The sequence below is a fragment of the Pseudomonas azerbaijanorientalis genome (genome assembly GCF_019139795.1).
Classification (GTDB): domain Bacteria; phylum Pseudomonadota; class Gammaproteobacteria; order Pseudomonadales; family Pseudomonadaceae; genus Aquipseudomonas; species Aquipseudomonas laurylsulfatiphila.
Genome location: NZ_CP077078.1, coordinates 5,829,193 through 5,849,015 on the forward strand (window position 1 = coordinate 5,829,193; position 19,823 = coordinate 5,849,015).

The 19,823-nt window shown below is 59.5% G+C and carries 17 protein-coding genes; 14 read left to right on the forward strand and 3 right to left on the reverse strand.

Annotated elements, in window-relative coordinates:
* Positions 1–115: 115 nt before the first annotated feature.
* The 11 genes from KSS91_RS26235 to KSS91_RS26285 all read left to right on the forward strand — a co-directional run bounded on the left by KSS91_RS26235 (position 116) and on the right by KSS91_RS26285 (position 14,306).
* Positions 116–2,926 (forward strand): LPS-assembly protein LptD, encoded by a 2,811-nt coding sequence (locus tag KSS91_RS26235; RefSeq protein ID WP_217836517.1) that lies wholly within the window; start codon positions 116–118, stop codon positions 2,924–2,926.
* Positions 2,901–4,223 carry a peptidylprolyl isomerase SurA gene (gene surA / locus KSS91_RS26240; RefSeq protein ID WP_217836518.1) on the forward strand — a complete coding sequence of 441 codons (1,323 nt, stop codon included), beginning with the start codon at positions 2,901–2,903 and terminating at the stop codon, positions 4,221–4,223. Before KSS91_RS26235 ends, surA begins: the two co-directional genes overlap by 26 nt.
* Positions 4,220–5,209 carry a 4-hydroxythreonine-4-phosphate dehydrogenase PdxA gene (gene pdxA, locus KSS91_RS26245; RefSeq protein WP_126047870.1) on the forward strand — a complete coding sequence of 330 codons (990 nt, stop codon included), beginning with the start codon at positions 4,220–4,222 and terminating at the stop codon, positions 5,207–5,209. The genes surA and pdxA overlap by 4 nt, the downstream gene beginning before the upstream one ends.
* Positions 5,206–6,024: a 16S rRNA (adenine(1518)-N(6)/adenine(1519)-N(6))-dimethyltransferase RsmA gene (rsmA, locus tag KSS91_RS26250; protein ID WP_217836519.1), complete on the forward strand. Its 819-nt coding sequence runs from the start codon at positions 5,206–5,208 to the stop codon at positions 6,022–6,024. The genes pdxA and rsmA overlap by 4 nt, the downstream gene beginning before the upstream one ends.
* 115 nt (positions 6,025–6,139) lie before the next feature.
* Positions 6,140–6,520, forward strand: coding sequence for a Co2+/Mg2+ efflux facilitator ApaG/CorD (apaG, locus tag KSS91_RS26255; protein ID WP_217836520.1), 381 nt, complete (start codon positions 6,140–6,142; stop codon positions 6,518–6,520).
* Entirely contained in the window at positions 6,520–7,401 is an 882-nt protein-coding gene (locus tag KSS91_RS26260) for a symmetrical bis(5'-nucleosyl)-tetraphosphatase (RefSeq protein WP_217836521.1), read from the forward strand. The genes apaG and KSS91_RS26260 overlap by 1 nt, the downstream gene beginning before the upstream one ends.
* Before the next feature lie 33 nt (positions 7,402–7,434).
* Positions 7,435–7,764, forward strand: a complete 330-nt coding sequence (gene glpE, locus KSS91_RS26265; protein ID WP_015097068.1) for a thiosulfate sulfurtransferase GlpE — start codon at positions 7,435–7,437, stop codon at positions 7,762–7,764.
* Positions 7,765–8,061: 297 nt separating this feature from the next.
* A complete protein-coding gene (locus KSS91_RS26270) occupies positions 8,062–9,984 on the forward strand; it encodes a PrkA family serine protein kinase (RefSeq protein WP_007980217.1) in 1,923 nt (640 codons plus the stop codon).
* A 204-nt stretch (positions 9,985–10,188) separates the two neighbouring features.
* Positions 10,189–11,460, forward strand: a complete 1,272-nt coding sequence (locus tag KSS91_RS26275) for a YeaH/YhbH family protein (protein ID WP_007980218.1) — start codon at positions 10,189–10,191, stop codon at positions 11,458–11,460.
* Positions 11,457–13,019, forward strand: a complete 1,563-nt coding sequence (locus tag KSS91_RS26280) for a SpoVR family protein (protein ID WP_007980219.1) — start codon at positions 11,457–11,459, stop codon at positions 13,017–13,019. Before KSS91_RS26275 ends, KSS91_RS26280 begins: the two co-directional genes overlap by 4 nt.
* Before the next feature lie 63 nt (positions 13,020–13,082).
* Positions 13,083–14,306, forward strand: a complete 1,224-nt coding sequence (locus tag KSS91_RS26285) for a multifunctional CCA addition/repair protein (protein ID WP_217836522.1) — start codon at positions 13,083–13,085, stop codon at positions 14,304–14,306.
* A gap of 89 nt (positions 14,307–14,395) precedes the next feature.
* On the opposite strand, the gene folK is transcribed toward KSS91_RS26285, so the two are convergent.
* Together folK and folB are read right to left on the reverse strand one after the other, a co-directional pair.
* On the reverse strand, positions 14,396–14,914 hold the full coding sequence (gene folK / locus KSS91_RS26290; RefSeq protein WP_126047876.1) for a 2-amino-4-hydroxy-6-hydroxymethyldihydropteridine diphosphokinase: 519 nt from the start codon (positions 14,912–14,914) through the stop codon (positions 14,396–14,398).
* On the reverse strand, positions 14,905–15,261 hold the full coding sequence (gene folB, locus KSS91_RS26295) for a dihydroneopterin aldolase (RefSeq protein ID WP_126047878.1): 357 nt from the start codon (positions 15,259–15,261) through the stop codon (positions 14,905–14,907). The genes folK and folB overlap by 10 nt, the downstream gene beginning before the upstream one ends.
* Before the next feature lie 74 nt (positions 15,262–15,335).
* On the opposite strand from folB, the gene plsY reads away from it, so the two are divergent.
* A complete protein-coding gene (plsY, locus tag KSS91_RS26300; RefSeq protein WP_015097072.1) occupies positions 15,336–15,905 on the forward strand; it encodes a glycerol-3-phosphate 1-O-acyltransferase PlsY in 570 nt (189 codons plus the stop codon).
* A 23-nt stretch (positions 15,906–15,928) separates the two neighbouring features.
* Here the strand turns inward: plsY and tsaD are convergent, their stop codons facing one another.
* Positions 15,929–16,954 (reverse strand): tRNA (adenosine(37)-N6)-threonylcarbamoyltransferase complex transferase subunit TsaD, encoded by a 1,026-nt coding sequence (gene tsaD / locus KSS91_RS26305; protein ID WP_217836523.1) that lies wholly within the window; start codon positions 16,952–16,954, stop codon positions 15,929–15,931.
* A gap of 199 nt (positions 16,955–17,153) precedes the next feature.
* Here tsaD and rpsU point away from each other — a divergent pair, with 199 nt between their 5' ends.
* Together rpsU and dnaG are read left to right on the forward strand one after the other, a co-directional pair.
* Entirely contained in the window at positions 17,154–17,369 is a 216-nt protein-coding gene (gene rpsU / locus KSS91_RS26310; RefSeq protein ID WP_002551877.1) for a 30S ribosomal protein S21, read from the forward strand.
* 480 nt (positions 17,370–17,849) lie between these two features.
* A complete protein-coding gene (gene dnaG / locus KSS91_RS26315) occupies positions 17,850–19,817 on the forward strand; it encodes a DNA primase (protein WP_007980233.1) in 1,968 nt (655 codons plus the stop codon).
* Positions 19,818–19,823: the final 6 nt, after the last annotated feature.

Genomic DNA, 19,823 nt, shown 5'->3' on the forward strand with positions numbered 1-19,823 from the left:
CGGCGCTAGCCGTCAAGCGGGTCATGCTTTATTATCCAGCATCTTTTTCAGACCATCGAGAGGCGTGCGGCCCACACCGCGGGCAGATGGCACGCAGGAAGCCCGGACTAATAAGATGGCATTGAAATCCCCCGCGTTTCGTAAAAAATTTCCGTTGTTGGTTACCGGCAGTTTGCTGGCGCTGCAACCCCTTGCCACTTCCTACGTGGTCGCCGCGGAACAGTTTGACTGCTCAGTCTCTGCTTCGGGTTCCTGGGACTGCGCACCAAAGACGCCGGCGGCTGCATTGCCACCGCGTCCCGTCCATGACGGCAGCGCAGTTTCCGCCACTGGCGAAGCCCCGGCCGAGAACGGTTCCAGTGAAGACACTGGCGCCAAGCCAGTACTGGTGACCGAATCCAAAGGCCGCGGTCTGAAGTCGCGTAGCGAAGACTACAGTCACCTCGACTGGGTTCCCCGCGAGCAGCTCACTGCCGCACAATTGGCCGAAACCGGCCCTTATTGCTCTGGTTCCTATATCGAACCGATTCGTCCTGGCATGAATGACAAGACGAATAAAAGTGACGCGCCTACCTTTATCGGCGCAAAAGCCTCCCGCTATAAGCAGGATGAGCAGGTCGCGACCCTGGCCGGCGACGTCGTCATGCGCCAGGGCAGCATGCAGGTCGAAGCCGACGAAGCCAACCTGTACCAGGCCGAGAACCGTGGCGAGCTGAATGGCAATGTACGCATTCGCGACAACGGCGCCCTGATCGTCGGCGACCACGCCGACGTGCAGCTCGACACCGGTGAAGCCAAGGTCGACAACGCCGAATACGTGATGCACAAATCACGCATCCGCGGTAATGCGCTGTACGCCAAACGTGCCGAGAACGCGATCATCCGCCTCAAGGACGGTACGTACACCACGTGCGAACCGAACAACAACGCCTGGCAGCTCAAGGGCAACAACATCACCCTGAACCCGGCCACCGGCTTCGGTACGGCGACCAACGTGACACTGCGGGTCAAGGACATTCCGGTCCTGTACACGCCGTACATCTATTTCCCGATCGACGACCGTCGCCAGTCCGGCTTCCTGCCGCCGACCATCGGCACCGGCAGCGATACCGGCTTCATGCTGGTCACCCCGTACTACTTCAACCTGGCGCCGAACTACGATGCCACGTTGTACCCGCGCTACATGGAAAAGCACGGCTTGTTGATGGAAGGCGAGTTCCGCTACCTGACCAAGTCCAGCGAAGGCCAGTTCGGCGCGGCGTACCTCAACGACGAAAGCAACGAGCGCGACAAGCAGTCAGACTCCGAAAAAACCCGCTACATGTACAACTGGCAGCACAAGGGTGGCCTCGACTCGCGAGTACTCACGCAAGTCGACTACACCAAGATCAGCGATCCGTATTACTTCCAGGATCTGCAGACCGACCAGATTGGCATAAAAAGCAACGACTACGTGAACCAGCAGGGTTCCGTGACCTATCGCGGCGAGGGCTATACCGCTCGCGCGAACGCCCAGGCATACGAACTGGCGAGCGTAGCGAACATTACCCCGTACGACCGCCTGCCGCAGCTCACCCTCGACGGTATGCTGCCTTACCATCCGGAAGGCTTGGACTTCACGTACAACACCGAGCTCGTGCGGTTTGACCGGGATCTGCAGAGCGGGACCTACTTTGACGAAGATGGCATCGGCAGTAAGCGTATTGATGAAAACGTTCAAGGTCTGGCTCGCGCCAACGGCGACCGCCTGAATCTTGCGCCCGCCATGAGCCTGCCGATGAACACGACTTACGGCTTCCTGACACCGAAGCTCAAGTACCAGTACACCCAGTACCAACTGGATCTGGACGGTCTGGGCAAAAGTCAGATCGCGGCTCAAAATCAAAACGCAGCTCTCAACGGGACTAAAAATTTCAACGGTCAGTTCGACAGCAACCAGAACCGCGGCGTGCCGATCGCCAGCATCGACAGCGGCCTGTACTTCGATCGCAATACCCAGTATTTCGGCAAGAACTACCGCCAGACTCTAGAGCCGCGCCTGTTCTACCTGTACGTGCCTGAGGTCGACCAGGAGGACATCCCGGTATTCGACACCAGCGAATACACCTTCAACTATGCGTCGCTGTTCCGTGACAACCGCTTCTCCGGCTCCGACCGTGTCGGCGACGAGAACAAACTGTCCCTGGGCGTGACCAGCCGCTGGATCGAAGACAACGGCTTCGAACGTCAACGGATCAGTGTCGGCCAAGCGCTGTACTTCAAGGACCGTGAAGTTCAGTTGCCAGGCGTAAACTTCCAAGACCGTGCCGACGCCAAAGCCAACGTTTCCCCCTATGCGCTGGAATACGAATATCGCTGGAACCGCGACTGGCGTACCACGGCCGACTACAACTGGGACCCGGACAGCCGCAGCCCTCGCTCGGGCAGCGCGATGTTCCACTACCAGCCTGAAGACAACCCGAACAAGATCGTCAACCTCGGCTATCGCTATCGTAACGACCAGGTGATCTACAACCAGAACACCGGTCAATGGCAGTTCGGCGGCGACTACGGCACCCCTGGGCAGCCTGGCTACGTGAAGGATTACTACAAGATCGAACAGCACGACTTCTCGGTGATCTGGCCGATCGTGCCGCAATGGAGCGCTATCAGCCGCTGGCAGTATGACTACAACCGCAACCGTACCCTGGAAGCCTTTGGTGGTTTCGAGTACGACAGCTGCTGCTGGAAACTGCGCCTGATCAACCGTTACTTCGTTGATTACGACGAGTTCAGCCAGCAGGCACCGGAAAACGAAAAAGGCGACCATGGCGTCTTCCTCCAAATTGTTCTGAAGGGACTCGGCGGCCTCACCGGCGCCAAGGCAGAGAGCTTCCTCGACAAAGGCATTCAAGGTTATCGTGAACGTGAAGACCAAGCTTTCTGATTGTCTGCGCCCGCTGATGCTGGGCGCGCTGTTCCTGAGTACGGCGGCCAGTGCCGCCGTGCAGTCCATCGATAAAGTGGTGGCCATCGTCGACAACGACGTGGTCATGCAGAGCCAACTGGACCGACGCGTCCATGAAGTTCAGCAAACCATTGCCAAGCGTGGTTCTGCCGTACCGCCGGCCAGCGTGCTGGAGCAGCAGGTACTTGAGCGCCTGATCGTCGAAAACCTGCAATTGCAGATCGGCGAGCGTTCCGGCATCCGCATTACCGATGAAGAGTTGAACCAAGCCGTGGGCACCATTGCCCAGCGCAACAACATGTCCATCGAGCAGTTCCGCGCCGCCCTGACTCGCGACGGTCTGTCCTATGAAGATGCACGTGAGCAGATTCGCCGCGAAATGGTCATCAGCCGCGTGCGCCAGCGTCGGGTCGCTGAACGCATTCAGGTCTCCGAGCAGGAAGTGAAGAACTTCCTGGCGTCTGACTTGGGCAAAATGCAGCTGTCCGAAGAGTTCCACCTGGCCAACATCCTGATTCCTACGCCGGAAAGCGCCAACTCCGAAGCGATTCAGAGTGCCGCCAAACAGGCCGATGCGATTTACCAGCAGCTCAAGCAAGGCGCTGACTTCAGTCAGTTGGCAATCGCCAAATCCGCCAGCGAAACCGCTCTGGAAGGTGGTGACATGGGCTGGCGTAAGGCCGCTCAATTGCCTCCGCCGTTCGATCGCCTGCTGAGCACCATGCCGGTGGGTGATGTCACCCAGCCAATGCGCACACCGGGCGGCTTCATCATCCTGAAGATCCTCGACAAGCGTGGCGGCGAGACCCAGATGCGCGACGAAGTGCATGTGCGTCACATCCTGGTCAAGCCGAGCCCGATCCGCGACGAAGCGAAAACCAAGGCCTTGGCCGAGTCGCTCTACAGCCGTATCGAGGCTGGCGAAGACTTCGGTGAGCTGGCGAAAAACTACTCGGAAGACCCCGGTTCCGCCCTCAACGGCGGCGACCTGAACTGGATCGACCCGAACGCGCTGGTGCCCGAGTTCCGCGAAGTGATGGCCAAGACCCCGCAAGGTCAGCTGTCCAGGCCGTTCCAGACTCAATACGGCTGGCATGTCCTGGAAGTCCTTGGCCGTCGCGCCACCGACAGCACCAGCCAGGCTCGCGAGCAGCAAGCCATGACCGTTTTGCGTAACCGCAAATACGACGAAGAGCTGCAAACCTGGCTGCGTCAGATCCGTGACGAAGCGTATGTGGAAATCAAACTCCCTGGCGCCGACCAGGCAGCACAGTGAAACCCCAACGTTTCGCGCTGACACCCGGTGAACCAGCCGGCATAGGTCCCGACCTGTGCCTGCTGCTCGCCTCGCAAGCCCAGCCCCATCCCCTGATTGCCATTACCAGCCGCGACCTGCTCATCGAGCGGGCCGCGCAACTGGGCGTGGCGGTCAACTTGCTGCCGGTCACCCCGGACAACTGGCCGGATGCCCCCGCGCCAGCCAACAGCCTGTATGTCTGGGACACACCGCTCAACGCCAAGGTCATAGCCGGACAACTGGACAAGGCCAACGCTGCGTTCGTCCTGGAAACCCTGACCCGGGCCGGCCAAGGCTGCCTGAGCGGGGATTTTGCCGGCATGATTACCGCGCCTGTGCACAAAGGCGTCATCAACGAATCCGGCATTGCTTTTTCCGGGCACACGGAATTCCTTGCCGACCTGACCCACACCGCGCAAGTGGTGATGATGCTGGCCACTCGCGGCTTGCGCGTGGCCCTGGTGACCACTCACCTGCCCCTTCGCGAGATTGCCGATGCCATCACGCCGGAGCGCCTGGAACGCGTCACACGCATCCTGCACGCCGACCTGCAAAACAAGTTCGGCATCGCCCGGCCGCGCATCCTGGTTTGCGGGCTCAACCCGCATGCCGGTGAAGGCGGGCACCTGGGCCATGAAGAAATCGATATCATCGAACCCACATTAGAGCGCCTGCGCGGCGAGGGCATGGACCTTCGCGGCCCCCTGCCCGCCGACACTCTGTTTACCCCCAAATATCTGGAGCACTGCGACGCGGTGCTGGCGATGTACCACGACCAGGGCCTGCCGGTGCTGAAGTACAAAGGCTTCGGCGCGGCAGTCAACGTGACCCTCGGCTTGCCGATCATCCGTACGTCGGTCGACCACGGCACCGCCCTGGATCTGGCCGGCAGCGGCAAGATCGACACCGGCAGCCTGCAAGTCGCCCTGGAAACCGCCTACCAGATGGCCGAGACCCGTTTATGACCGAGCAATACCAACACAAGGCGCGCAAACGCTTTGGCCAGAACTTCCTGCACGATGCCGGCGTTATCGACCGCATCCTGCGCTCCATTCATGCCAAGGCAGAAGACCGCCTGCTGGAAATCGGCCCGGGACAGGGCGCACTGACCCAAGGCCTTCTGAGCAGCGGCGCGCAACTCGACGTGGTGGAACTGGACAAGGACCTGATCCCGATCCTCAACCAGCAGTTTGCCGACAAGAGCAACTTCAACCTGCATCAGGGCGATGCGCTGAAGTTCGACTTCAACAGCCTGAATGCCGCGCCAGGCAGCCTGCGAGTGGTTGGCAACCTGCCGTACAACATCTCCACGCCGCTGATTTTTCACCTGCTGCACAACTCGCACCTGATCCGCGACATGCACTTCATGCTGCAAAAGGAAGTGGTCGAGCGCCTGGCTGCCGGCCCGGGTGGTGGTGACTGGGGCCGTCTGTCGATCATGGTTCAGTACCATTGCCGGGTCGAACACCTGTTCAACGTCGGCCCGGGCGCGTTCAACCCGCCACCGAAAGTCGATTCGGCCATCGTGCGCCTGGTACCCCACGCAGTACTGCCGCACCCGGCCAAGGATCACCGTCTGCTGGAGCGCGTCGTGCGCGAAGCGTTCAACCAGCGCCGCAAAACCCTGCGCAACACCCTCAAGCTGCTGCTGAGCAATGCCGAGATCGAAGCCGCCGGCGTCGATGGCAGCCTGCGTCCCGAGCAGCTCGACCTGGCCGCCTTCGTGCGCCTGGCTGACAAGCTCAGCGAGCAAGCGCCACAAAAGCCTGCCACTGACTGACAGGCGATGAGCGCTATCGGGTAGGACGCCACTCTGGTCTACTACCCGATACTTGGCCTAGACTGAACTCCATCAGCTACGCCCCGCGTCCCGCTTCGTTTTTAAGGCCTCTTGCATGTCCGATCCTCGTTATCAGGTCGACGTCAGCGTCGTCACCCGCTATCTGGCAGAACAATCGCAACCCGAGCACGACCGCTTTGCCTTCGCCTATACCATCACCGTGCAAAACAATGGCGAAATGCCCGCCAAACTGCTTTCACGGCACTGGGTCATCACCGATGGTAACGGGCATGTCGAAGAAGTCCGCGGCGCAGGCGTCGTCGGCCAGCAGCCGCTGATCGACCCGGGCAAGAGCCACACCTACAGCAGCGGCACCGTGATGACCACCAAGGTCGGCACCATGCAAGGCACCTATCGGATGCTTTCCGACGACGGCAAACATTTCGATGCCATCATCGCGCCCTTCCGCCTGGCGGTGCCCGGAGCCCTGCACTGATGGCAACCTACGCTGTCGGCGACCTGCAAGGCTGCCTTCAGGCCCTGCAATGCCTGCTCAAACAAGTGGCGTTCGACCCTCAACGCGATCGCCTGTGGCTGGTGGGCGACCTGGTCAACCGCGGCCCACAGTCGCTGGAAACCCTGCGCTTCCTCTATAGCATCCGCGAATCGCTGGTGTGCGTGCTCGGCAACCACGACCTGCACCTGCTGGCGGCCGGACGCAACATCGAACGCCTGAAGAAGGCCGATACCTTGCACGAGATCATTGACGCGCCAGATAGCGCCGAACTGCTCGAATGGCTGCGCCAGCAAAAGCTCATGCACTACGACGAACAGCGCAACGTGGTACTAGTCCATGCTGGCATTCCACCCCAGTGGTCGCTGCGCAAAGCCTTGAAGTGTGCTGCCGAAGTCGAGACTGCCTTGCGTGACGACAACCTGCTGCCGCCCTACCTCGATGGCATGTACGGCAACGATCCGGCGAAATGGGACAACGACTTAAAAGGCGTGACGCGCCTGCGGGTGATCACCAATTATTTCACCCGCATGCGTTTTTGCACCGCCGAAGGCAAACTCGACCTCAAGAGCAAGGAAGGCCTCGATACCGCACCACCAGGCTACAAACCCTGGTTCCAGCACAAGGAACGCAAGACCAAGGGCCTGAAGATCATCTTCGGTCACTGGGCAGCACTGGAAGGCAATATCAATGTGCCTGGCATCTCGGCCCTCGACACCGGCTGCGTCTGGGGCGGCGCGCTGACCCTGATGAACGTCGACAGCTTTGAGCGCCTGTCCTGCAAATGCGACGAACACGGCCATGCCGTGCCGCCAGTCGCCTCATCCATTCCCCAAACATCGCCAGCCAGCGCACCGCGCTAGACTGCCCATTCTGCCGAGCCACAGGAGCCCGCCATGAGCGAATTCAAACGTATCCCCCCGGAACAGGCCCAGGCCCTGCGCGAACAAGGCGCAGTGGTGGTCGACGTCCGCGACCCGGCCACTTTTGCCGCCCTGCATATCGCAGGCTCGAAGCATCTGGACAATCATTCCCTGCACGCTTTCATCCAGGGCGCCGACCTCGACGCACCGACCGTGGTGGTCTGTTATCACGGCAATTCCAGCCAGGGTGCGGCCGCCTACCTGATCAGCCAGGGCTTCTCCGACGTCTACAGCATGGATGGTGGATTCGAGTTGTGGCGTACGACCTATCCGACGGAAACGGCGCAAGGCACTTCCGAATAATTTTTTTGTAACGTTGCAGGCCCCGGCTCCCGCGGGCTAGCGCGGTGGCAGACGAACGGTCTGCCACAACTAATTACGTATCTCGCCTTTACCTCCCGAATTCCCAACTATCCTTAAGCCCAGGCCATCCAAAACAGGGGAGAGCCGGTACACCGGCGCACGGGTCATCGGGAGTAGCTTTCGGAGTCGTCAGCTCCGGGAGAGTTCTGGGGGGTAAACAGCAATCGCCTGTTCGGTTGCTGCCAGCATCGACTGAGTGATCCGGCGTCGGCTCCACGTATCGAGCGAGGTGACGTCATGAGTATCTTTAGCCACTTCCAACAACGCTTCGAGTCCACACGCCAGGAAGAACTCTCACTGCAAGAGTATCTTGAACTGTGCAAAAAAGACCGCAGCGCCTACGTTTCCGCCGCCGAGCGTCTACTGCTGGCCATCGGTGAACCGGAACTGCTCGACACCTCGACCAACTCGAGGCTTTCGCGCATCTTCTCCAACAAGGTAATCCGCCGCTATCCGGCCTTTGAAGACTTCCACGGGATGGAAGAATGCATCGACCAGATCGTGTCGTATTTCCGTCACGCCGCTCAAGGCCTGGAGGAGAAGAAACAAATCCTGTACCTGCTCGGCCCTGTCGGTGGCGGTAAATCGTCCCTGGCCGAGAAGCTCAAGCAGCTGATGGAAAAAGTGCCCTTCTACGCGATCAAGGGCTCGCCGGTATTCGAGTCGCCTCTGGGTCTGTTCAACTCCACTGAAGATGGAGCGATCCTCGAGGAAGACTTTGGCATTCCACGGCGCTACCTCAACACCATCATGTCGCCATGGGCGACCAAGCGCCTGGCCGAATTCGGTGGCGACATCAGCCAGTTCCGCGTGGTGAAACTCTACCCGTCGATCCTCAACCAGATCGCCGTGGCCAAGACCGAACCTGGTGACGAAAACAACCAGGACATTTCGGCACTGGTGGGCAAGGTTGATATCCGCAAACTGGAGGAGTTCCCGCAGAACGACGCCGACGCCTACAGCTACTCGGGCGCCCTGTGCCGGGCCAACCAGGGCCTGATGGAATTCGTCGAAATGTTCAAGGCACCGATCAAGGTGCTGCACCCGTTGCTGACTGCCACCCAGGAAGGCAACTACAACAGTACCGAAGGCCTTGGCGCGATTCCGTTCACCGGGATCCTGCTGGCGCACTCCAACGAATCGGAGTGGCACACCTTCCGCAACAACAAGAACAACGAAGCCTTCATCGACCGGATCTACATCGTCAAAGTGCCGTACTGCCTGCGGGTCAGTGACGAAGTGAAGATCTACGACAAGCTGCTGTTCAACAGTTCGCTGGCCAAGGCGCATTGCGCGCCGGATACCCTGAAGATGCTGGCCCAGTTCACCGTGCTCTCGCGTCTTAAAGAGCCGGAAAACTCCAACATCTACTCGAAGATGCGCGTGTACGACGGCGAGAACCTCAAGGATACCGATCCGAAAGCCAAGTCGATCCAGGAATACCGCGACAACGCCGGTGTCGACGAAGGCATGAACGGTCTCTCGACTCGCTTCGCGTTCAAGATCCTGTCGAAGGTGTTCAACTTCGATCCGCACGAAATTGCTGCCAACCCGGTACATCTGCTCTATGTGCTGGAACAACAGATCGAACAGGAACAGTTCCAGGCCGAGACTCGCGAACGCTATCTGCGCTTCCTCAAGGAGTACCTGGCACCGCGCTACATCGAATTCATCGGCAAGGAGATCCAAACTGCCTACCTCGAATCCTACAGCGAGTACGGCCAGAACATCTTCGATCGCTACGTGTTGTACGCCGACTTCTGGATCCAGGACCAGGAATACCGCGACCCGGAAACCGGCGAAATCCTCAACCGCGTAGCCCTGAACGAAGAACTGGAGAAAATCGAAAAACCGGCCGGCATCAGCAATCCGAAGGATTTCCGCAACGAAATCGTCAACTTCGTCCTGCGCGCCCGGGCCAACAACAACGGCAAGAACCCGACCTGGCTCAGCTACGAAAAACTGCGGGTGGTCATCGAGAAGAAAATGTTCTCCAACACCGAGGACCTGCTACCGGTCATCAGCTTCAACGCCAAGGCCAGCAAGGAGGACCAGCAAAAACACAACGACTTCGTCACACGGATGGTCGAGCGGGGCTACACCGACAAACAGGTACGACTGCTGTCCGAGTGGTACCTGCGGGTCAGAAAATCACAATAACCCGCTGCCGGTCAGACCGGTTGTCGTCAGCCAGAGACCTGTGTGCGCTTTTTCTGTTACACAGGCCTCTGGAAGGTGTTCGAAAGTCGGTAGCGAGTTCAGGCAGCATCCAAGGCGCTTGGGGGAGCGTTCAACATCCCTCGGCTCTCGGTTCGATGCTGTATCACCGCTCGCCCCTTTCAGGACAGCTTCTAAGGAGCAGTCATGAGCTATGTGATCGACCGACGTCTCAATGGCAAGAACAAGAGCACGGTGAACCGCCAGCGGTTTCTGCGGCGCTACCGTGATCACATTAAAAAGGCTGTCGAAGAGGCGGTCAGCCGGCGCTCCATTACCGATATGGAACACGGCGAACAAATCAGCATTCCCGGCCGCGACATCGACGAGCCGGTGCTTCACCACGGCCGCGGTGGCAAACAGACGGTCGTGCACCCGGGCAACAAGGAGTTCACCAGTGGCGAACATATCGCCCGTCCACCGGGAGGCGGTGGCGGCCGAGGCCCCGGCAAGGCTGGCAATTCCGGTGAAGGGATGGACGAATTCGTCTTCCAGATCACCCAGGAAGAATTCCTCGAATTCATGTTCGAGGATCTCGAGCTGCCCAATCTGGTAAAACGCAACCTGACCGGCACCGACACCTTCAAGACCGTGCGGGCCGGGATCAGCAACGAGGGCAACCCGTCGCGGATCAACATCATCCGCACCCTGCGCTCAGCCCACGCCCGGCGGATCGCCCTATCCGGCAGCAGCCGGGCAAAACTGCGTGAGGCCAAGGAAGAACTTCTGCGACTCAAGCAGGAAGAGCCAGACAACTTCGGCGATATTCAGGAAATCGAAGCTGAAATCGAAAAACTCAGCGCGCGCATTCACCGCGTGCCGTTTCTCGACACGTTCGACCTCAAGTACAACCTGCTCATCAAACAACCCAACCCCAGCTCCAAGGCCGTGATGTTCTGCCTGATGGACGTGTCCGGCTCGATGACCCAGGCGACCAAGGACATCGCCAAGCGCTTCTTCATCCTGCTGTACCTGTTTCTCAAGCGTAACTACGACAAGATCGACGTCGTGTTCATCCGCCACCACACCAGTGCCCGCGAAGTGGATGAAGAAGAGTTTTTCTACTCCCGGGAAACCGGCGGCACCATAGTGTCCAGCGCCCTGAAACTGATGCAGGAGATCATGGCCGAGCGCTACCCGAGTAACGAGTGGAACATCTACGCCGCCCAGGCCTCCGATGGCGACAACTGGAACGACGACTCTCCGATCTGCCGCGACATCCTGATCAACCAGATCATGCCATTCGTGCAGTACTACACTTACGTTGAGATCACCCCGCGCGAACACCAGGCCCTTTGGTTCGAATACGAGCGCATCGCCGAAGCCTTTTCCGACACGTTTGCCCAGCAACAACTGGTCTCGGCCGGGGATATCTATCCGGTCTTCCGTGAACTCTTCCAGCGCAGGTTAGTGACATGACCGCCAAAGAGCAGAAGCGCCAACCCATTTCCACCGGCTCCGAATGGACGTTCGAGCTGATCCAGGCGTACGACCGCGAAATCAGCCGCATTGCGGCGGGTTACGCCCTCGATACGTACCCGAACCAGATCGAAGTGATCACCGCCGAGCAGATGATGGATGCCTACGCCTCCGTCGGCATGCCTCTGGGTTATCACCACTGGTCCTACGGCAAGCACTTCCTCAGCACTGAAAAATCCTACACCCGCGGCCAGATGGGTCTGGCGTACGAGATCGTGATCAACTCCGACCCGTGCATCGCCTACCTGATGGAAGAAAACACCATCTGCATGCAGGCGCTGGTGGTGGCCCATGCCTGCTACGGGCACAACAGCTTTTTCAAAGGCAACTACCTGTTCCGCACCTGGACCGACGCCAGCTCGATCATCGATTACCTGGTGTTTGCCAAGCAGTACATCATGCAATGCGAGGAGCGCCACGGCATCGACGCGGTCGAGGATCTGCTCGACTCCTGCCATGCGCTGATGAACTATGGCGTCGACCGCTACAAACGTCCCTATCCGATTTCCGCGGAAGAAGAGCGCCGCCGGCAAAAAGACCGGGAAGAGCACTTGCAGAAACAGATCAACGATCTGTGGCGCACCATTCCCAAGGGCGCGGACAAGTACAGCGACAAGGACAACGCACGCTTCCCCGCCGAACCTCAGGAAAACATCCTGTATTTCATCGAAAAACATGCGCCGCTGCTGGAACCATGGCAGCGGGAAATCGTGCGCATCGTGCGCAAGATCGCCCAGTATTTTTATCCACAGCGCCAGACCCAGGTGATGAACGAAGGTTGGGCTACCTTCTGGCACTACACCCTGATGAACGATCTGTACGACGAGGGCCTGGTTACTGACGGCTTCATGATGGAGTTCCTGACGTCCCACACCAGCGTGGTGTTCCAGCCGGGCTTTGACAGCCCTTACTACAGTGGCATCAACCCTTACGCCCTGGGGTTTGCCATGTACCGCGACATCCGTCGCATGTGCGAAGAGCCCACGGAAGAAGATCGCCGCTGGTTCCCTGACATCGCCGGTACCGACTGGCTGGCAGCCATCAAGTTCGCCATGAGCAGCTTCAAGGATGAGAGTTTCATCCTGCAGTACCTGTCGCCCAAGGTGATCCGCGACCTGAAGCTGTTCAGCATTCTCGATGACGACCAGAAGGACGACCTGTTGGTGCCCGCCATTCACGACGAAGGTGGCTACCGCATCATCCGGGAAACCCTCGCGGCACAGTACAACCTGGGCAATCGTGAGCCTAACGTGCAGATCTACAGCATCGACCGGCGGGGTGACCGCTCCCTGACCCTGCGTCACCAGCAACACGATCGCAAACCGCTGGGCGACTCGACCGAAGAAGTCCTCAAACACCTGCATCGCCTTTGGGGTTTCGACATTCACCTGGAAACCCTGCAAGGGGACACCGTGATGAAAACCCACCATGTGCCACCCCGCAACGAGCACAGCGAGGGTGATTACGGTCGACTGGACCTGGCTGTCATCCATCTTTGATCCGCTTTGCGCCTCCGAAAGCTCGATGCAAGGGTTATCCTGTCGAGCTAACGGAGGTTTTTTATGCGTATTTATAAAGTCGGTGGTGCGGTACGTGATCGCCTGCTGGGCAAATCGGTCACCGATATCGACTGGGTCGTGGTTGGCGCCACCACCGAAGAAATGCTCGCCAAGGGCTTTCGTCCGGTGGGCGCGGATTTCCCGGTGTTCCTTCATCCAAAAAGCGGTGAGGAATACGCCCTCGCCCGCACCGAGCGCAAAAGCGGGCGCGGTTACGGCGGGTTCACTTTTCACGCCAGCCCTGAAGTCACCCTTGAAGAAGACCTGATCCGTCGCGACCTGACCATCAACGCCATGGCCGAAGACGATCAGCAGAACCTGACCGACCCCTACCACGGCCAGCGCGATCTCGAAGCGCGCCTGCTGCGCCATGTTTCCCCGGCGTTTGCCGAGGATCCGCTCAGGGTTCTGCGCGTTGCCCGCTTTGCCGCGCGATATGCCGCACTGGGTTTTACCGTCGCTCCGGAAACCCTGGAACTGATGCGTCAACTCAGCGAGTCAGGCGAGCTTGAGGCGCTGACTCCCGAGCGCAGCTGGAAGGAAATTTCCCGCGCCCTGATGGAAGATCAGCCACAGGTGTTTATCGAGGTGTTGCGCGCATGCGGCGCACTCAAGGTGCTGATGCCGGAGGTCGACGCACTGTTCGGTGTCCCGCAGCCCCCGACCCATCATCCGGAAATCGATACTGGCGCACATATCCTGAGCGTGTTGCAGCAAGCAGCACAGCACAAACAGCCGCTGACTGTGCGCTGGGCCTGCCTGCTGCACGACCTGGGCAAGGGACTGACGCCAGAGGAGGAATGGCCGCGGCACATTGCCCACGAGTTCAAGGGCCTGAAGCTGATCAAAGCGGTCAACGAACGTTTCAAGGCGCCGAGAGACTGCCAGGAACTGGCAATGCTGGTAGGCGAGTACCACACCCACGGGCATCGCGCCCTGGAGTTGAAGCCATCGACATTGCTGGAATTGTTGCAAAGTTTCGACGTTTACCGCCGACCACAGCGGTTCGAGGAGTTCATCGCAGCATGCGAGATGGATGCGCGCGGACGCGAAGGACTGGAGCAGAGAAGTTATCCACAGGCGGATTATCTGCGCGGGGCGGCGACTGCGGCGCGAACCGTTGCGGTTCAGCCGTTGCTGGAGAAGGGTTTCAAGGGACCAGAGTTGGGTGAGGCGATCAAGCGTGAGCGACTCAAGGCGTTGAAGACCTACAAGGAACAAGTCTAGGCAAGATCAAAAGATCGCAGCCTTCGACAGCTCCTACACAGGAATATGCGTCTCCCTGTAGGAGCTGCCGAAGGCTGCGATCTTTTGCTTTAAAGGAAACTGGACGGGGTCAATTGCTCGCCACGCCACTCAAACGCCACTGGCGCCAGTACCTGATCAATCTGCGATTCGGCCCACAATCTGGCGAAACTTTTACCGACACCAGGGTGCACGCGATCCGGCGCGATCAACGACAACGGCCACAGAACGAACGCATTTTTCAGGATTTCTGCCCGCGGCAAGATCAGGCCATCGAAGTTGCCCACCAGGTCTCCGAACAACAACACGTCGATATCCAGCGGCAAACCTCGGCGATCCGGTGCGTAACGACCGTTATCCGCCTCAATGAACTTCAGTCGACGATCAAGCTCCATCAGCGGCAGATCGGTATACGCCGACACCACGAAATTGAAGAACGGCCCGCTCTTGATGCCCACCGGCTGACTTTCGAACACTGCCGAACAGCGGATATCGACAAGGAACGCCGCCAATGCATCGAGCCCTGCCCGCAAATGGGTTTCACGCTCGATATTGCTACCGAGCCCGAGGTACACCTGAGTCAGCGACATCCGCGCTCGATCTCCACGCCCACACCACCGGTGGCAGCCGGGACCGCGCCGGGCTTGGTCAGCTTCAGACGCATCCAGGTGATATTGAATTCACTCATCAGCACTTCAACCAGACGCTCGGCAAAGGTCTCGACCAACTGGTATTGCGCCTGCTCGGCAAACGCCTGGATGCGCGAGGAAACACTGGCGTAGTCGAGCGCCAGGGTCAGGTCATCACCGGCTGCGGCCGGGCGATTGTCCCAGGCGAAGCTCAGGTCAAGACGCAAGCACTGTCGGATGCCTCGCTCCCAGTCGTAGGCACCAATCACCGTGTCGACTTCCAGGCCCTCGATAAACACTCTGTCCAAGCACTTCTCTCCGCTACACGACAAGGGCGCAATGCGCCGTTAGAATCAGGGCTTCCTCGCCCGGAATAGTTAGCATGTTTTGGTTATTGGCGATCCTCGCCTACCTGCTCGGCTCTCTGTCCTTTGCCATTTTGCTCAGCCGCCTGACCGGTAACCCCGATCCGCGAATGAGTGGCTCGGGCAATGCCGGCGCCACCAACATGTTGCGCCTGGCCGGCAAGAAACTCGCCATCCTGACCCTGCTCGGCGACCTTTGCAAAGGCCTGCTGCCGGTACTGATAGCGCGTCTTGCGGGCCTTTCGCAGCAGGAACAAGCCTGGATCGGCGTCTATGCCGTCATCGGCCATCTGTTTCCGCTGTACTTCCGTTTTCGCGGCGGCAAGGGTGTCGCCACCGCTGCTGGCATGCTGCTGGGGCTGTACCCGCCCGCCGCCCTTCTGGCGGTCTGCGCCTGGCTCTTGACGTTCTACCTGACCCGCACCAGCTCCCTGGCCGCCCTGATTGCCACGCCGCTGACCCTGCCTTTGCTGGCCTGGCAAGAACCGGCGGCCCTGCTGCCCATGAGCACGCTCACCGGACTGATCGTCTGGCGCCATCGCAGCAATCTACGCGACCTGTTTGCCGGGCGCGAACGGCATTTCTAGCGGCCGGACATGAGCGCCGCTCATCACAACGCCGACAACTGTTCCATCGGCCAGCGTGCCTGCACGCTGATCGCCAGGCTTTCCTGCTGACCGGCCTGCAAGCGCTGACAGCCGGCAAAGGCGATCATCGCGCCGTTATCGGTACAGAACTGCGGACGGGCATAAAACACATCGCCCTTCATATCGCCGAGCATTTTCTCCAGAGAAGCACGCAACGCCTTGTTGGCACTGACGCCTCCGGCGATCACCAGACGCTTCATGCCGGCGGCTTTAAGGGCACGCTTGCACTTGATGGTCAAAGTCTCCACCACGGCCTGCTGGAACGCCAGTGCGATGTCGCATTGGGCTTGCTCGCCGTCGTCCCCGGCACTGACGCAGTGTTGCCAGGTATTCAACGCAAAGGTTTTCAGGCCACTGAAGCTGAAATCCAGGCCCGGGCGGTCGCACATCGGACGCGGGAAGACGAAACGTCCTGCAACACCCCGCTCTGCAAGGCGAGCGATCTCCGGTCCGCCCGGATAATTGAGGCCCATCATCTTGGCCGTCTTGTCGAAAGCTTCGCCGGCAGCATCATCCAGGGTCTCGCCCAAGAGCGTGTACTGACCAATTCCGTCGACCTGAACCAGTTGCGTATGACCACCGGAGACCAACAAAGCGACGAACGGGAATTCCGGCGGTTGCGACTCCAGCATCGGTGCCAGCAAGTGGCCTTCCATGTGGTGTACGCCGAGGGCCGGAATGCCCCAGGCAAAGGCCAGCGCCTGGGCGCAGGAAGCCCCCACCAGCAAGGCTCCGACCAGGCCAGGACCCGCGGTATAGGCGATGGCGTCGATCTCGGTCGGCACGCAGTCGGCCTCGGCCAACACCTGACGAATCAAGGGCAGCATGCGTTTGACGTGATCGCGCGAGGCGAGCTCCGGCACCACACCACCATAGGCGCGGTGCAGGTCGATCTGACTGAAAAGCGCATCGGCCAACAGCCCGCGTTCACTGTCATATAATGCGACGCCGGTTTCGTCGCAGGAGGTTTCTAATCCCAGTACTAGCATGGGTTTGCGCCTTGTTTAGGCTGAATTCGAAGGCGCGCATAATAGTCGTCGCGGGATGCCCCGACCAGCGGTTTTCGATCAGAGGCTTTGCATTCCGAGCGATGAGGGGTTAACATCCGCAACCCTTAAAAACCGACGTCTTCAAGTGCTCTTTTGCCGCGAGGATGTTGACCCCGGTAATGAATGAAGGTAGCTCTGGATGCCAGCCGTCAAAGTAAAAGAGAACGAACCCTTCGACGTAGCTCTGCGTCGTTTCAAGCGCTCCTGCGAAAAAGCCGGTGTACTGGCTGAAGTTCGTAGCCGCGAATTTTACGAGAAGCCAACTTCTGAGCGTAAGCGCAAAGCAGCTGCTGCTGTTAAGCGTCACGCCAAGAAAGTTCAGCGCGAACAGCGCCGCGCCGTTCGTCTGTACTAATACACAGACGACCGTAGCAAGCTTCTGCCAAGCCCGGCCCTCAGCCGGGCTTATGGCATTTGCGTAAAACGCTTGATGCTTCACTGTCAAAGCCGCAGACGCGACCGAGACAAATCTGCTTCACCGCGTCAGACCTGGCTCTTTTGCCAGCGGTGCACGTCTTTTCTGACGAGCCTTTCAAGGCTACTGACGAGCACACCCACTGATTCCTCTCACGACGATCAGCCCAAGGCACCTGCTTGCGTGCCGAATGATGAGCTATCCGAGGCCTGTGTTTGGCCGCAGCGGATTCAGCGCAACACATTCAAACAGCCGAATACTGATTGGCATTAACGTCAGTGGATTTTCGGCAGATACACTTCCCGACAGCGATTACGCAGACGACACTGGTCGAGCCGCACACTTTGCGCGCTTCAATCAATGCCCGCGTTCGGTCGCCGTACGTTTCGGGCTCCTTTCAGCGCAGATGACGAGAACGCCATGGCCGGGCTAATTCCCCAGAGCTTCATTGACGACCTTCTGAACCGCACCGACATCGTCGACGTGGTCAGCTCGCGCCTGCAATTAAAAAAGGCCGGCAAGAACCACACCGCCTGCTGCCCGTTCCACAAGGAAAAAACGCCCTCATTCAGCGTCAGCCCCGACAAGCAGTTCTATTACTGCTTCGGCTGCGGCGCTGGCGGCAACGCCCTCGGCTTCATCATGGACCACGACAACCTGGATTTCGTCCAGGCGGTCGAAGAACTGGCCAAAGCCGCCGGCATGGAAATCCCCCGCGAAGAAAGCGGCCGCCCGCACAAGCCGCGGCAGCCGACCGATTCGCCGCTGTATCCGCTGCTCAGCGCCGCCGCCGACTTTTATCGCCAGGCCTTGAAAAGCCATCCATCGCGCAAGGCCGCCGTGGACTACCTGAAAGGTCGCGGGCTGACCGGCGAAATCGCCCGGGACTTCGGCCTGGGCTTTGCACCGCCTGGTTGGGACAACCTGTTCAAGCACTTGAGCAGCGATACCCTGCAACAAAAAGCCATGATCGATGCCGGCCTGCTGATCGAAAACGCCGAAAGTGGCAAACGTTACGACCGTTTCCGCGACCGAGTGATGTTCCCGATCCGCGACAGCCGCGGGCGCGTCATTGCCTTTGGCGGCCGGGTATTGGGCGACGACAAGCCGAAGTACCTGAACTCCCCGGAAACCCCGGTATTCCACAAGGGCCAGGAACTCTACGGCCTGTACGAAGCGCGCAAGACCAACCGCAACCTCGACGAGATCATCGTCGTCGAGGGTTACATGGACGTCATCGCCCTGGCCCAGCAAGGCTTGCGCAATGCCGTCGCAACCCTGGGTACCGCCACCAGCGAAGAGCACCTCAAGCGGCTGTTTCGCGTCGTGCCCAGCGTGCTGTTCTGCTTCGACGGCGATCAGGCCGGTCGCAATGCGGCATGGCGGGCACTGGAGGCGACACTTTCGAGCTTGCAGGACGGTCGTCGTGCACGTTTTCTGTTCCTGCCCGAGGGCGAGGATCCGGACACCCTGGTCCGCTCCGAAGGCACCGACGCCTTCCGCGCACGGATCAACCAGCATGCACAACCCCTGGCCGACTACTTCTTCCAGCAATTGACGGAAGAAGCCGACCCACGCTCGCTTGAGGGCAAGGCCCACATGGCCACCCTCGCCGCACCGCTGATCGACAAAGTCCCGGGCGCCAACCTGCGCACCCTGATGCGCCAGCGCCTGAGCGAAATCACCGGCCTGAGCGGCGAAGCGGTGAGCCAGCTGGCACAAAGCGCCCCGCAGGAAGCACCGCCAGCCTACGATCCGGGTATCGATTACGACGCGATGCCCGACTACAGCGACTATCATCAGCCGCAGGCACAGGACATGTATGTGCCGCAGCAGGAATGGACGCCAAAGAAGCCCGGTGCAGGAGGCAAGAAATGGGACAAGAAACCGTGGGACAAGAATGGCAAACGGGGCGGTGATCGCGATCAACCCCGCGCGCCACGGGTGCCCGCCGCCGTAGAACCGCCGACCCTCGCCGCCTTGCGCACGCTGCTGCATCACCCGCAACTGGCCGAGAAAGTCGAGGATGCCGGGCACTTCGCCGCAGAGGACCACACCAACACACAATTGCTGGTGGCGCTGCTCGAAGCCGTGCAGAAGAATCCCAAGCTAAACTCAATTCAGCTGATTGCCCGCTGGCACGGCACAGAGCAGGGCCGCTTGCTCAAGGCCCTGGCGGAAAAGGAATGGCTGATTGATGGAGACAACCTTGAACAACAGTTTTTCGACACCATTACTAGCTTGTCAGCCCGCCAACGCGAGCGAAACCTGGAACAACTTCTTCGAAAAGCACGTCAAAGTGAATTGAGCACCGAAGAGAAAAACCAACTGCGCGACCTTTTAAGTCGCAATGTTTCCGCATCAAACCCGACCTCAACTGGCGCGTGAGGTCAT